This is a genomic window from Phytobacter sp. MRY16-398, from assembly GCF_003925915.1.
GTDB classification, from domain to species: Bacteria; Pseudomonadota; Gammaproteobacteria; order Enterobacterales; family Enterobacteriaceae; genus Phytobacter; species Phytobacter diazotrophicus.
The window spans coordinates 5,861,913-5,875,805 of record NZ_AP018756.1; the positions used below are offsets into that span (position 1 = coordinate 5,861,913).

Sequence of the window (13,893 nt, forward strand, 5' to 3'; positions counted from 1 at the left end):
GGCGTTTATGGTATTACTTCTTCTCGACAAGGTATCGAACAGTGTCAGCATACTGCTGTACGAAGATATCCATGCTGCTGGTATCCATGCCTTGCATATTCAACTGATATTTGCCGTTAACATACATGGCCGGAACTCCCTGTAACTGCAAGTCAGCAGCAGCTTTCTCTTGTTGTGCAACCAGTGATTTCACAACAAAGCTATTCCACGCCGCATCGTACTCTTCACCTTTAACGCCGGCTTTGATAAAGACATCGCGGATATCAGCAACAGACCGAACGGTTTGTGTTTTCTGCACAGCCTCAAACATCGGTGCGGTGATTTTATCTTCCACGCCAAGAGCCATTGCAACAGCCCATGCCTGAGTCATCTCTTTGCCTAACGGGCCAAGGAACTCAACATGGTATTTCGTCATTTTAGTGCCTTCCGGCAGCTTCTGTTTTACAGCATCCGCAACATGCCACACATGTTCAAAGTCGTAACAGTGCGGGCAATAGAATGAGAAAAACTCCAGGACTTGTGGTTCGCCAGCAACCGGTTTATCGAGCGTAATGTACTGTTTACCGTCGGTAAATTGTGCTGCCGAAGCGCTAAAAGCCAGAATCATTCCTGCCAGCGCCAGCCAAATTTTCTTCATGATTAAATCTCTCCAGGATGTGTCACACATTAGTAAATCGGCATTAATTGTAGAGGCGGTTCTTGCAACGCCTTTACCTGCCCAAGAAAAGTCGCCGTCTGATCGCGCCAGTAATCTTCCCCAGTTAACCACGGGAAGTTTTTGGGAAAAGCAGGATCATCCCAGCGACGGATAATCCACGCCAGATAGTAAACCAGGCGCATAGCGCGAAGCGGTTCAATAAGGCTGAGTTCGGCCGTATCAAATTCGCAGAATTCTTCATAGGCCTCGATAATCATCTCAAGTTGCATGCGCTGCTCGGCTTTGTCGCCATGCAACAACATCCAGAGATCCTGAATCGCCGGGCCATTACGGGCGTCATCCAGATCCACAAACAGCGGACCATCGCGCCAGAGTATATTCCCGGCATGACAGTCGCCATGTAAGCGCAGATTGGTAAAACGATTATGCCAGTGCGCCATGACGGCTTCGATAAGCTGATCGGCGGCACGTAAGAAACTGTCTTTCAACGAGGCTGGGATAAGCGCAGAATCTTCAAAGACCTGACGAGGCTCAAGAAGATACTCCTTCACCCCCATATCCGGACGGTGGACGAATAGTGCCTTACGGCCGGTTTGATGCAGGCGACCAAGATAGCGGCCAACCCATTCCATTTGATCCAGATTATCCGCTTCGAACTGACGCCCCCCGACGCTCGGGAAAACCGCATAATAAAACCCCTGATGGGTCAGTAAGGTTTGATTGTCGAAGGCGAGCGGTGCGGCAACAGGAACTTCATCACCCAGAAGATCCAGCGCAAATCGATGTTCTTCCTGGATTTGTTCTGCGGACCAGCGTTCAGGACGGTAGAACTTCACCACATAACGGCGACGGTCTTCGTCCTGAAACTGGTAAACACGGTTCTCATAGCTGTTAAGAGGAGTAAGACCGGAGTCGACCCGAATTCCCCGCTCAAACAACGCATCCATGATCGTGTCAGGATGGAGAGTCTGGAAAGTAAAAGCGTTATGGTTCATCCCATTATCCGCAAATAAAGCCGAATGATTGAGGATATCATTTCACTGCGCTTTCGGTGGCTTCACTTACAAGCTTTTACTCTTTAATTACGCCACGTGCGCGGAGCAAAGCAGTTTTAAAATCTTCTTCATAATCTTTCTTAATACCCGGAATTACCGCATCTTTATCTGAGTCACGCATTTTCAGGTGATAAATCAGAATGTCGTCACTTAAATCGGTAAGCTCTCCCTCATAACCTGATTCATTCGCCAGTTTCTGTAAAAATTGCATCAGACTTAATTCTGGTTCTTTCTGCCACGCAGGCTGGAGGAGTTCGATAACTTCATTCAGGCGTTTACATTTCATGGTGGTGCTCCTTACTCTTGGTACAGACACGTTATCAGGGTCAAACCCACAATAAAAGAGGCGATAAGGTTGATTAAAAAGGGTGTGGTAACAGGTGTGATACTCGCAGGCGGTAAAGCCTCGCGGATGGGAGGTCAGGATAAAGGATTACTGGTGCTAAAAGGAAAACCGCTGTGGGAATACGTCGCACACGCGATGGCGCCTCAGGTGGGGCACATTGTGATCAGTGCAAACCGTAATCTGGAAAGCTACCGGGCAAGCGGCTTACCCGTGTACCAGGATCAACTGGTTGATTTCCCCGGTCCACTGGCAGGTATGCTGTCTGTTATGCAGCAGTGCGAGAGTGAGTGGTTTCTGTTCTCTCCTTGCGACACACCTTACATTCCGGACAATCTGCTCGAGCGATTAAGTGCAGAATGTAAGAGCACAAATCCGGTGTGGGTGCATGATGGTGAACGTGACCATCCAACGATTGCCCTGGTGAACCGTATCAACGCGCCGCAACTGCAAGACTACCTTAACCGAGGAGAACGCCGGGTCATGGTTTTTATGCGTGAAGTCGGAGGGCATTCCGTCGACTTTAGCGATACAAAGGAAAGCTTTGTGAATGTGAATACACCAGAAGATCTGGCGCGCTGGCAGGAGAAAGTATGATACCCGCACTGGCTATTGCCGCCTGGAGTGGTACCGGAAAGACGACGCTACTAAAAAAGCTGATTCCTGCATTATGCGAGCAAGGGATCCGCCCCGGTCTGATTAAGCATACCCATCATAATATGGACGTTGATAAGCCCGGTAAGGACAGTTACGAGTTACGTAAAGCCGGTGCAGCACAAACGATTGTGGCCAGTTCGCAACGCTGGGCCTTAATGACCGAAACGCCGGATGAGCCGGAGCTTAATTTAGCGTATCTGGTCAGCCGAATGGATGCTTCTACGCTGGATCTGGTGCTCGTTGAGGGCTTTAAGCACGAAGCAGTCGCTAAGATCTTACTGTTTCGTCAGGGCTGCGGACACAGAGAAGAAGAACTTATTATCGATAAACATGTCATCGCTATCGCCAGTGATGTCCCGCTGGCCGTGGATGTTCCGCTTTTAGATATCAATGATATAGCGCAGATTTCGGCATTTGTTATGCGCTGGTTAGGGCGATAAGGAAGGTTACCATCAGGAGGAAAAGTGTCTGGTAATAAATTAAAGCGTGAAAACGCAAAAAGCCCATCCGTGAGGATGGGCTTTTTACTTGTCTGATGCCTGGCAGTTCCCTACTCTCACATGGGGAGACCCCACACTACCATCGGCGCTACGGCGTTTCACTTCTGAGTTCGGCATGGGGTCAGGTGGGACCACCGCGCTAAAGCCGCCAGGCAAATTCTGTTGCCGGAAACGAATCTTTTTCACTGTGGCTGCGTTGGCTGCATTCGCAAAGTCAGTCACATACTCATGTATGCTTCTTCCTTTCCTTCATTTGCCGCCTTGCCTCAGCGTAAAATCTTTCGTTCCCGAAAATCTGTATCTAAGCTGAAAATTCTCTCAATCCGCCAAAACATCTTCGGCGTTGTAAGGTTAAGCCTCACGGTTCATTAGTACCGGTTAGCTCAACGCATCGCTGCGCTTACACACCCGGCCTATCAACGTCGTCGTCTTCAACGTTCCTTTAGTGTCCTTAAGGACAAGGGAGAACTCATCTCGGGGCAAGTTTCGTGCTTAGATGCTTTCAGCACTTATCTCTTCCGCATGTAGCTACCGGGCAGTGCCATTGGCATGACAACCCGAACACCAGTGATGCGTCCACTCCGGTCCTCTCGTACTAGGAGCAGCCCCCCTCAATTCTCCAGCGCCCACGGCAGATAGGGACCGAACTGTCTCACGACGTTCTAAACCCAGCTCGCGTACCACTTTAAATGGCGAACAGCCATACCCTTGGGACCTACTTCAGCCCCAGGATGTGATGAGCCGACATCGAGGTGCCAAACACCGCCGTCGATATGAACTCTTGGGCGGTATCAGCCTGTTATCCCCGGAGTACCTTTTATCCGTTGAGCGATGGCCCTTCCATTCAGAACCACCGGATCACTATGACCTGCTTTCGCACCTGCTCGCGCCGTCACGCTCGCAGTCAAGCTGGCTTATGCCATTGCACTAACCTCCTGATGTCCGACCAGGATTAGCCAACCTTCGTGCTCCTCCGTTACTCTTTGGGAGGAGACCGCCCCAGTCAAACTACCCACCAGACACTGTCCGCAACCCGGATTACGGGTCCACGTTAGAACATCAAACATTAAAGGGTGGTATTTCAAGGTTGGCTCCATGCAGACTGGCGTCCACACTTCAAAGCCTCCCACCTATCCTACACATCAAGGCTCAATGTTCAGTGTCAAGCTATAGTAAAGGTTCACGGGGTCTTTCCGTCTTGCCGCGGGTACACTGCATCTTCACAGCGAGTTCAATTTCACTGAGTCTCGGGTGGAGACAGCCTGGCCATCATTACGCCATTCGTGCAGGTCGGAACTTACCCGACAAGGAATTTCGCTACCTTAGGACCGTTATAGTTACGGCCGCCGTTTACCGGGGCTTCGATCAAGAGCTTCTCCTTACGGATAACCCCATCAATTAACCTTCCGGCACCGGGCAGGCGTCACACCGTATACGTCCACTTTCGTGTTTGCACAGTGCTGTGTTTTTAATAAACAGTTGCAGCCAGCTGGTATCTTCGACTGATTTCAGCTCCACCCGCAGGGGCTTCACCTACATATCAGCGTGCCTTCTCCCGAAGTTACGGCACCATTTTGCCTAGTTCCTTCACCCGAGTTCTCTCAAGCGCCTTGGTATTCTCTACCTGACCACCTGTGTCGGTTTGGGGTACGATTTCGTGTTACCTGATGCTTAGAGGCTTTTCCTGGAAGCAGGGCATTTGTTACTTCATCACCGTAGTGACTCGTCATCACACCTCAGCCTTGATTATCCGGATTTGCCTGGATAACCAGCCTACATGCTTAAACCGGGACAACCGTCGCCCGGCTAACATAGCCTTCTCCGTCCCCCCTTCGCAGTAACACCAAGTACAGGAATATTAACCTGTTTCCCATCGACTACGCCTTTCGGCCTCGCCTTAGGGGTCGACTCACCCTGCCCCGATTAACGTTGGACAGGAACCCTTGGTCTTCCGGCGAGCGGGCTTTTCACCCGCTTTATCGTTACTTATGTCAGCATTCGCACTTCTGATACCTCCAGCATGCCTCACAGCACACCTTCGCAGGCTTACAGAACGCTCCCCTACCCAACAACACTTAGTGTCGCTGCCGCAGCTTCGGTGCATGGTTTAGCCCCGTTACATCTTCCGCGCAGGCCGACTCGACCAGTGAGCTATTACGCTTTCTTTAAATGATGGCTGCTTCTAAGCCAACATCCTGGCTGTCTGTGCCTTCCCACATCGTTTCCCACTTAACCATGACTTTGGGACCTTAGCTGGCGGTCTGGGTTGTTTCCCTCTTCACGACGGACGTTAGCACCCGCCGTGTGTCTCCCGTGATAACATTCTCCGGTATTCGTAGTTTGCATCGGGTTGGTAAGCCGGGATGGCCCCCTAGCCGAAACAGTGCTCTACCCCCGGAGATGAATTCACGAGGCGCTACCTAAATAGCTTTCGGGGAGAACCAGCTATCTCCCGGTTTGATTGGCCTTTCACCCCCAGCCACAAGTCATCCGCTAATTTTTCAACATTAGTCGGTTCGGTCCTCCAGTTAGTGTTACCCAACCTTCAACCTGCCCATGGCTAGATCACCGGGTTTCGGGTCTATACCCTGCAACTTAACGCCCAGTTAAGACTCGGTTTCCCTTCGGCTCCCCTATTCGGTTAACCTTGCTACAGAATATAAGTCGCTGACCCATTATACAAAAGGTACGCAGTCACCCCATTAAGAGGCTCCCACTGCTTGTACGTACACGGTTTCAGGTTCTTTTTCACTCCCCTCGCCGGGGTTCTTTTCGCCTTTCCCTCACGGTACTGGTTCACTATCGGTCAGTCAGGAGTATTTAGCCTTGGAGGATGGTCCCCCCATATTCAGACAGGATACCACGTGTCCCGCCCTACTCATCGAGCTCACAGCCTGTGTGCTTTCGTGTACGGGGCTGTCACCCTGTATCGCCGGACTTTCCAGACCGTTCCACTAACACACAAGCTGATTCAGGCTCTGGGCTGCTCCCCGTTCGCTCGCCGCTACTGGGGGAATCTCGGTTGATTTCTTTTCCTCGGGGTACTTAGATGTTTCAGTTCCCCCGGTTCGCCTCGTTTGACTATGTATTCATCAAACGATAGTGCAACGGATTGCACTGGGTTTCCCCATTCGGACATCGCCGGGTCAAAGGTTCATATCACCTCGCCGGCGCTTTTCGCAGATTAGCACGTCCTTCATCGCCTCTGACTGCCAGGGCATCCACCGTGTACGCTTAGTCGCTTAACCTCACAACCCGAAGATGTTTCGTAAAACATCATCGTGTCGCGAAAATTTGAGAGACTCGAACACACTTTCGTGTGTCGTTTCAATTTTCAGCTTGATCCAGATTTTTAAAGAGCAAATATCTCAAACATGACTCGAAAGTCAGTTTTGAGATATCGGTGGCAACGCCTTTCACACATTACCGCGCAAGTGGCGTCCCCTAGGGGATTCGAACCCCTGTTACCGCCGTGAAAGGGCGGTGTCCTGGGCCTCTAGACGAAGGGGACACTTAAGTCTCGCTCGCAAGACGCCTTGCTTTTTACTTTTCATCAGACAATCTGTGTGAGCACTACAAAGGCAGGTTCTTTAAGGTAAGGAGGTGATCCAACCGCAGGTTCCCCTACGGTTACCTTGTTACGACTTCACCCCAGTCATGAATCACAAAGTGGTAAGCGCCCTCCCGAAGGTTAAGCTACCTACTTCTTTTGCAACCCACTCCCATGGTGTGACGGGCGGTGTGTACAAGGCCCGGGAACGTATTCACCGTGGCATTCTGATCCACGATTACTAGCGATTCCGACTTCATGGAGTCGAGTTGCAGACTCCAATCCGGACTACGACATACTTTATGAGGTCCGCTTGCTCTCGCGAGGTCGCTTCTCTTTGTATATGCCATTGTAGCACGTGTGTAGCCCTGGTCGTAAGGGCCATGATGACTTGACGTCATCCCCACCTTCCTCCAGTTTATCACTGGCAGTCTCCTTTGAGTTCCCGGCCGGACCGCTGGCAACAAAGGATAAGGGTTGCGCTCGTTGCGGGACTTAACCCAACATTTCACAACACGAGCTGACGACAGCCATGCAGCACCTGTCTCACGGTTCCCGAAGGCACTAAGGCATCTCTGCCAAATTCCGTGGATGTCAAGACCAGGTAAGGTTCTTCGCGTTGCATCGAATTAAACCACATGCTCCACCGCTTGTGCGGGCCCCCGTCAATTCATTTGAGTTTTAACCTTGCGGCCGTACTCCCCAGGCGGTCGACTTAACGCGTTAGCTCCGGAAGCCACGCCTCAAGGGCACAACCTCCAAGTCGACATCGTTTACGGCGTGGACTACCAGGGTATCTAATCCTGTTTGCTCCCCACGCTTTCGCACCTGAGCGTCAGTCTTTGTCCAGGGGGCCGCCTTCGCCACCGGTATTCCTCCAGATCTCTACGCATTTCACCGCTACACCTGGAATTCTACCCCCCTCTACAAGACTCAAGCCTGCCAGTTTCGAATGCAGTTCCCAGGTTGAGCCCGGGGATTTCACATCCGACTTGACAGACCGCCTGCGTGCGCTTTACGCCCAGTAATTCCGATTAACGCTTGCACCCTCCGTATTACCGCGGCTGCTGGCACGGAGTTAGCCGGTGCTTCTTCTGCGGGTAACGTCAATCAACACGGTTATTAACCGTATTGCCTTCCTCCCCGCTGAAAGTGCTTTACAACCCGAAGGCCTTCTTCACACACGCGGCATGGCTGCATCAGGCTTGCGCCCATTGTGCAATATTCCCCACTGCTGCCTCCCGTAGGAGTCTGGACCGTGTCTCAGTTCCAGTGTGGCTGGTCATCCTCTCAGACCAGCTAGGGATCGTCGCCTTGGTGAGCCATTACCTCACCAACTAGCTAATCCCATCTGGGCACATCCGATGGCAAGAGGCCCGAAGGTCCCCCTCTTTGGTCTTGCGACATTATGCGGTATTAGCTACCGTTTCCAGTAGTTATCCCCCTCCATCGGGCAGTTTCCCAGACATTACTCACCCGTCCGCCACTCGTCACCCGAGAGCAAGCTCTCTGTGCTACCGTTCGACTTGCATGTGTTAGGCCTGCCGCCAGCGTTCAATCTGAGCCATGATCAAACTCTTCAATTTAAAAGTTTGATGCTCGTAGAATTAAACTTCGTAATGAATTACGTGTTCACTCTATGAGACTTGGTATTCATTTATCGTCCGAGGACGTTAAGAATCCATGTCACTTTGAGTGCCCACACAGATTGTCTGATAAATTGTTAAAGAGCAGTGCCGCTTCGTTTTTCGCTGCGGCGCGGGGTGTGCATATTACGCTTTCCCGCTGCAGAGTCAAGTGTTTATTTTCACTTTTCTCTGCGGAATTCTCACCGGCATTCGCCTGAGAACCCTGCTAACCCGGCGGCTTGTTTGCCGTTGTTCCGTGTCAGTGGAGGCGCATTATAGGGAGTTCTTGTGAAGTGACAAGTATAAATTTCAAAAAAGTTTTTAACCGTCTCTTTTTTCAACAAGACGCGGTAAAAAGCACCGTAAAAGGCCTGTTTTGCTGTTTTTGCCACCACAGGAATAGCCCCGGTGGCATACTAAAGAGTGAATAAGAATAAAAGGAAGCGATAAATGTCTTTGAACGCACAACAGCTTGCCGCGCAAAAAAACCTCTCATGGGTGCTGGCGGAGAAACTGGCACAACAAATTCTGAGAGGCGAATACGCCCCGGGCTGCATTTTGCCTGGCGAGATAGAGTTGGGTGAACAGTTCGGTGTAAGCCGCACGGCGGTCAGGGAGGCGGTAAAGACATTAACGGCGAAAGGTATGGTGCTTCCTCGCCCGCGCATCGGGACCCGGGTTATGCCCAAAGAGAACTGGAATTTCCTTGATAAAGAATTACTGGTCTGGTGGATGAGCGAGGATAACTTTCATGAAGTCATCCAGCACTTCCTTATTATGCGTAACAGTCTCGAACCACAAGCTTGCCAGTTGGCGGCACAATTAGGCAGCGCGGAACAAAAAGCACACCTCAATACATTAATGGAAGAGATGGTGTATCTGAAAAAGCACTTTAACCGTGATCGCTGGATTGAAGTTGATATGTCCTGGCACGAACATATTTATACGATGAGTGCTAATCCTTTTCTTATCTCTTTCGCTACGCTGTTCCATTCTATATACCATACCTACTTTACTTCCATCACTCAGGACCAGGCCATAAAGCTCGATCTGCATCAGGCTATTGTTGATGCGATTCAGGAAAGTGATGGGGATAGTGCCTTTCAGGCCTGCCAGACTCTGTTGAAGACGCCAAACGCGCCAACGGCAAAATAACAGGACAAAGAATGACTGAAAAGAAAGCTCGCAGTATGGCCGGATTGCCGTGGATTGCGGCCATGGCCTTCTTTATGCAGGCGCTGGACGCCACCATTCTGAACACCGCACTACCCGCTATCGCACAAAGCCTTGATCGTTCTCCTCTTGCGATGCAGTCCGCCATTATCAGTTATACCCTGACGGTCGCCATGTTGATTCCGGCAAGCGGCTGGCTGGCGGACCGTTTTGGCACCCGGCGTGTCTTCATGCTGGCCGTCACCCTCTTTACGCTGGGTTCACTGGCCTGCGCACTCTCGACGTCGCTCGGGGCGCTGGTCTGCTTTCGCGTGATTCAGGGAATAGGCGGCGCAATGATGATGCCCGTTGCACGTCTGGCACTGCTGCGCGCCTATCCGCGCAGCGAGCTTCTACCGGTACTTAACTTTGTCACTATGCCAGGCCTGGTAGGTCCCATTCTCGGCCCGGTATTGGGTGGCGTGCTGGTGACCTGGGCAAGCTGGCACTGGATCTTCCTTATTAATATTCCGATTGGCATAGCCGGGATTTTATATGCGCGTAAATATATGCCGAACTTCACCACACCGCGTAAAGGCTTCGATACCGGCGGCTTTTTCCTCTTTGGCCTGAGCCTGGTCCTGTTTTCCAGTGGCATGGAGTTGTTTGGCGAGAAAATTGTCGCAAGCTGGCTGGCATCGGCCGTGATACTGAGTGGCGTGCTGTTATTTCTTCTTTATATTCGCCACGCGCGCCGTCACCCCACGCCGCTCATCTCGCTCAATCTGTTTAAGACACGCACCTTCTCTGTGGGCATTATCGGTAATATTGCTTCGCGACTGGGGACGGGCTGTGTGCCATTTTTGATGCCGCTGATGCTACAGGTTGGGTTTGGCTATCCTGCACTGATTGCCGGATGCATGATGGCGCCGACGGCAATGGGGTCCATTCTGGCAAAATCTATGGTCACCCAGGTATTGCGCCGCCTTGGTTACAGGAAAACCCTGGTAGCCATTACCCTGTTTATCGGTTTGATGATTGCGCAATTTTCTCTGCAATCACCGTCAATGGAAGTGTGGCTGCTGATATTACCGCTGTTCATCCTGGGGATGGCCATGTCCACACAATTCACCGCCATGAATACCATTACGCTTGCCGACCTGACTGACGAAAACGCCAGTAGCGGGAATAGTGTGCTTGCCGTAACGCAACAGCTCTCCATCAGCCTTGGTGTCGCCGTCAGTGCGGCAGTTTTGCGGTTTTACGAAGGGTTTGACAGCGCGAATACCGTGGAACAGTTTCACTATACCTTTGTGACGATGGGTGCCATCACCCTGGTATCCGCCCTGACCTTTATGCTGTTAAAGCCGAAAGATGGTCGTAACCTGATAAAAGAAAAGCATTAATACTACGCTGAGCCACGCTCCATCAACACCGGCGTAAGCTGTAGCCGCTGTTGTTGTTGCGTAGGGTCAGAGATACGGTGAATCAACACATCGATCGCCAGCTCCCCCAGTTCATCTTTCGGCTGATGAATGGTGGTGAGCGGTGGCGTCATATACTGCGCCAGTTCAATGTCGTCATAACCAACAATGGCAATATCCTGCGGCACACGCAGCCCGGCCTGATACAGTGCCAGGTAAGCCCCGACAGCCATCGCATCATTACAAATAAATACCGCCTGCGGGCGCGCTTCCAGTGCCAGCAGCATCTGCATTGCTTCAAAGCCGCCGCTGAACTCAAAGTTGCCAATAATTTCATCACCGTCATGGATGGTCAGGCCCGCGCGGGCCATCGCATCACGATAACCTTCGAGGCGCAGGCGGGCAGGCGTTTTATCTAGCGGGCCAGCAATACAGGCAATATGGGTATGGCCTTTATTGATCAGGTACTGCGTCGCCATGTCGCCGCCGAGCAGAGAATTATCCTGAATAAGGTCACTGTCCCCATCAAACGGAGCCCAGTCCATCATCACCGTGGGCACCGAGGGGTAACGCTGCAGAATTTCCCGGGAAGGCTGATGCGTTTCCGTACATAAAAGCAGCAGACCATCGACACGCTTTTGCATCAGCGTTTCCAGATTGCTGTTCATGCGCTGCTCATCCCCTTCGGTGTTGCATAACACCAGGCTATAACCGCGCTCAAAGCAGCTACGCTCCACGCCACGTACCAGTTCAGAGTAGAAAGGGTTGGTACTGGCGGTAATCAACATCCCGATAGTGCGGGTTTGATTGATTTTCAGGCTGCGCGCCAGCGCAGACGGCGCATAGTTGAGCGCCTTGATCGCGGACTCCACCTTTTCGCGGATGGCTTCACTGACAAAGCGATCTTTATTGATAACATGCGAAACGGTTGACGTCGATACGCCCGCCATCCGGGCCACATCCTTCATCGTAGCCAATCATCACCCCTGCTCAGCCAGGAAATCGTCAATTTCTTTGCGCCACGGAACAGACGGTTGCGCGCCTTTGCGAGTGACAGCAATGGCCGCCGCCGCATGAGCAAAACGAATAGCATCATCCAGCGCGAGGTCTTCCAGCAGTGCGGTCATCAGAGCACCATTAAAGGTATCCCCGGCTGCAATGGTATCAATGGCTTTCACTTTAAAACCCGGAACACGACGACCGTCGCCTTTCACGCTAGCCCAGACACCACGGCTTCCCAGCGTAATGATGACCGTATCAATGCCTTTGGCGTGTAGTACCTGCGCCGCGCGCGCCGCATCTTCATCGCTGGCAACATTAATACCCGTCAGTTTTTCGGCTTCGGTTTCATTCGGTGTGATGATGTCCACCAGCGCCAGCAACTCATCAGAAAGCTCACGTGCCGGAGCGGGGTTGAGCGCCACAATGGTCTGGTTTGCATGGGCAATACGCGCTGCGGCCAAAACGCTTTCTACCGGGGATTCCAGTTGCATTAACAGCGCGGAAGCCTGGGCAATACGCTCCTGCTGTGCATCAACAAGTGCCGGGGAGAGCGCCGCGTTCGCGCCCGCATGAATACCGATGACATTCTCACCTTCGCCATTAACAAAAATCAGCGCCACGCCGGTCGACTCATTAGCAATCACGCTAACAGGCGCCACATCAATGTTGTCGCTAATTAGTTGTTGGCGGACACGTTCACCGGTGTCGTCATCACCCGTGCAGGCAATGAAGGCTATATCCGCACCGCTGCGCCCGGCAGCCACCGCCTGGTTTGCACCTTTACCGCCGAATGCAATCTGATATTGCGTGCCGGTAACGGTCTCCCCGGGGGTTGGGAATGATTCAAGGTTAAGAATGTGATCGGCATTAATACTACCGAGGACAACAAGTTTGCCTGTGGTTTTCATGATGAGCTTGTCCATTAAAATGCGCCACCCGCCAGCGGGTGGCGCGAGCTCTGCTTTTCTTGATGCTTTTTTTCAGGCTACCCTGGTGAGATAGCCTGACGATTTTTATTGTTTGATAACCAGTTTCAGGTCTACCGGGATCTTCGCGTGAACTTTTTCACCTTTCAGCACCTGTGCTGCGGTGTCTACGCCTTTCGCGCCAATCATTTCCGGAAGCTGAGCAATCGTCGCCGCCATTTTGCCGTCATTTACGGCTTTTACGCCATCAGGCGTACCGTCAAACCCAACCACCATCACATCTGTTTTACCGGCAGTTTGCAGGGCGCGCATCGCACCCAGCGCCATTTCATCGTTCTGTGCAAACACCGCCTGTACATCCGGGTGCGCCGTCAGCAGGTTCTGCATAACGTTCAGGCCTTTTGTACGGTCAAAGTCAGCCGGCTGGCTCGCCAGGACGTTAAATTTATGGGCGGCAACAGCCTGCTGGAAGCCTTCGCCACGCTCACGGGCAGCAGATGTCCCCGCAATACCCTGCAATTCGATAACTTTCGCGCCTTCACCGGCTTTCTTGGCAATGTAATCGCCAGCAATTTTACCGCCCAGCACGTTATCCGAAGCGATGTGGCTTACCACTTCGCCTTTCGCAGCAGCACGGTCAAGGGTGATAACCGGAATATTTGCCTGATTCGCCATCTTCACGGCGTTACCTACAGCGTCGGAATCAGTCGGGTTGATAAGCAGCAGTTTGGTACCGCGTACCGTTAAGTCCTGAACGTTAGCCAGCTCTTTTGCCGGGTTATTTTGTGAATCCAGCACAACCAGATCGTAACCCAGTTTGTCCGCTTCTTTTTGCGCGCCATCTTTAAGGCTAACGAAGAACGGGTTGTTCAGCGTGGAAATAACCAATGCAATCGTGTCTTTCGCCATCGCGTTCGCGCTTACGGTGGCGCTCAGTGCAACAGCAGAAACCAGAGTAGCCAGTTTTTTCATGTTCATATCATGATGTCCTGTAGTGT

The 13,893-nt window shown here is 51.9% G+C and carries 10 protein-coding genes, 1 tRNA gene, 3 rRNA genes and 1 pseudogene; 4 read left to right on the forward strand and 11 right to left on the reverse strand.

From position 1 onward, the window contains the following. Positions 1 to 13: 13 nt before the first annotated feature. From dsbA to MRY16398_RS28660, 3 genes are all read right to left on the reverse strand, one after another. A complete protein-coding gene (gene dsbA, locus MRY16398_RS28650; protein WP_125125607.1) occupies positions 14 to 637 on the reverse strand; it encodes a thiol:disulfide interchange protein DsbA in 624 nt (207 codons plus the stop codon). Positions 638 to 666: 29 nt separating this feature from the next. Then, positions 667 to 1,653, reverse strand: a complete 987-nt coding sequence (locus MRY16398_RS28655; RefSeq protein ID WP_039077378.1) for a serine/threonine protein kinase — start codon at positions 1,651 to 1,653, stop codon at positions 667 to 669. Positions 1,654 to 1,729: 76 nt separating this feature from the next. Continuing rightward, complete coding sequence (locus tag MRY16398_RS28660; RefSeq protein ID WP_039077379.1) at positions 1,730 to 1,999, reverse strand: YihD family protein; 270 nt, start codon at positions 1,997 to 1,999, stop codon at positions 1,730 to 1,732. Positions 2,000 to 2,068: 69 nt separating this feature from the next. Here MRY16398_RS28660 and mobA point away from each other — a divergent pair, with 69 nt between their 5' ends. Further along, positions 2,069 to 2,653 (forward strand): molybdenum cofactor guanylyltransferase MobA, encoded by a 585-nt coding sequence (gene mobA / locus MRY16398_RS28665; RefSeq protein WP_125125608.1) that lies wholly within the window; start codon positions 2,069 to 2,071, stop codon positions 2,651 to 2,653. Next, positions 2,650 to 3,153, forward strand: a complete 504-nt coding sequence (mobB, locus tag MRY16398_RS28670) for a molybdopterin-guanine dinucleotide biosynthesis protein MobB (RefSeq protein ID WP_125125609.1) — start codon at positions 2,650 to 2,652, stop codon at positions 3,151 to 3,153. Before mobA ends, mobB begins: the two co-directional genes overlap by 4 nt. Before the next feature lie 97 nt (positions 3,154 to 3,250). Here mobB and rrf read toward each other — a convergent pair. The 5 genes from rrf to MRY16398_RS30490 all read right to left on the reverse strand — a co-directional run bounded on the left by rrf (position 3,251) and on the right by MRY16398_RS30490 (position 8,783). Beyond that, a 5S ribosomal RNA gene (gene rrf / locus MRY16398_RS28675) occupies positions 3,251 to 3,366 on the reverse strand. A gap of 194 nt (positions 3,367 to 3,560) precedes the next feature. Continuing rightward, a 23S ribosomal RNA gene (locus tag MRY16398_RS28680) occupies positions 3,561 to 6,461 on the reverse strand. A gap of 187 nt (positions 6,462 to 6,648) precedes the next feature. Continuing rightward, positions 6,649 to 6,724, reverse strand: a tRNA-Glu gene (locus tag MRY16398_RS28685). An 85-nt stretch (positions 6,725 to 6,809) separates the two neighbouring features. Then, a 16S ribosomal RNA gene (locus MRY16398_RS28690) occupies positions 6,810 to 8,349 on the reverse strand. The 16S, 23S and 5S rRNA genes sit together here with 1 tRNA gene alongside, the layout of an rRNA operon. A 242-nt stretch (positions 8,350 to 8,591) precedes the next feature. Further along, positions 8,592 to 8,783 carry a hypothetical protein gene (locus MRY16398_RS30490; RefSeq protein WP_145986173.1) on the reverse strand — a complete coding sequence of 64 codons (192 nt, stop codon included), beginning with the start codon at positions 8,781 to 8,783 and terminating at the stop codon, positions 8,592 to 8,594. A 58-nt stretch (positions 8,784 to 8,841) separates the two neighbouring features. On the opposite strand from MRY16398_RS30490, the gene MRY16398_RS28695 reads away from it, so the two are divergent. Continuing rightward, positions 8,842 to 9,546 carry a FadR/GntR family transcriptional regulator gene (locus tag MRY16398_RS28695; RefSeq protein WP_039079986.1) on the forward strand — a complete coding sequence of 235 codons (705 nt, stop codon included), beginning with the start codon at positions 8,842 to 8,844 and terminating at the stop codon, positions 9,544 to 9,546. Positions 9,547 to 9,557: 11 nt separating this feature from the next. After that, positions 9,558 to 10,986, forward strand: a pseudogene (gene mdtD / locus MRY16398_RS28700) (multidrug transporter subunit MdtD). Here the strand turns inward: mdtD and rbsR are convergent. From rbsR to rbsB, 3 genes are all read right to left on the reverse strand, one after another. Continuing rightward, the gene (gene rbsR / locus MRY16398_RS28705; RefSeq protein WP_103245128.1) at positions 10,952 to 11,944 is read right to left on the reverse strand and encodes a ribose operon transcriptional repressor RbsR; all 993 of its coding nucleotides are present in this window, start codon (positions 11,942 to 11,944) and stop codon (positions 10,952 to 10,954) included. The pseudogene mdtD and the gene rbsR overlap by 35 nt on opposite strands. Positions 11,945 to 11,947: 3 nt before the next feature. Beyond that, a complete protein-coding gene (gene rbsK, locus MRY16398_RS28710; RefSeq protein WP_071195161.1) occupies positions 11,948 to 12,877 on the reverse strand; it encodes a ribokinase in 930 nt (309 codons plus the stop codon). Positions 12,878 to 12,982: 105 nt separating this feature from the next. After that, the gene (gene rbsB / locus MRY16398_RS28715; RefSeq protein ID WP_039079989.1) at positions 12,983 to 13,873 is read right to left on the reverse strand and encodes a ribose ABC transporter substrate-binding protein RbsB; all 891 of its coding nucleotides are present in this window, start codon (positions 13,871 to 13,873) and stop codon (positions 12,983 to 12,985) included. Positions 13,874 to 13,893 lie beyond the last annotated feature (20 nt).

What these genes read in the sequence shown, in the direction of transcription:
- MRY16398_RS28655 (WP_039077378.1), bottom strand. Translation starts at nt 1,653, where the DNA reads ATGAACCATAACGCTTTTACTTTCCAGACTCTCCATCCTGACACGATC.
- dsbA (WP_125125607.1), bottom strand. Translation starts at nt 637, where the DNA reads ATGAAGAAAATTTGGCTGGCGCTGGCAGGAATGATTCTGGCTTTTAGC.
- rbsB (WP_039079989.1), bottom strand. Translation starts at nt 13,873, where the DNA reads ATGAACATGAAAAAACTGGCTACTCTGGTTTCTGCTGTTGCACTGAGC.
- MRY16398_RS28660 (WP_039077379.1), bottom strand. Translation starts at nt 1,999, where the DNA reads ATGAAATGTAAACGCCTGAATGAAGTTATCGAACTCCTCCAGCCTGCG.
- mobB (WP_125125609.1), top strand. Translation starts at nt 2,650, where the DNA reads ATGATACCCGCACTGGCTATTGCCGCCTGGAGTGGTACCGGAAAGACG.
- MRY16398_RS28695 (WP_039079986.1), top strand. Translation starts at nt 8,842, where the DNA reads ATGTCTTTGAACGCACAACAGCTTGCCGCGCAAAAAAACCTCTCATGG.
- rbsK (WP_071195161.1), bottom strand. Translation starts at nt 12,877, where the DNA reads ATGAAAACCACAGGCAAACTTGTTGTCCTCGGTAGTATTAATGCCGAT.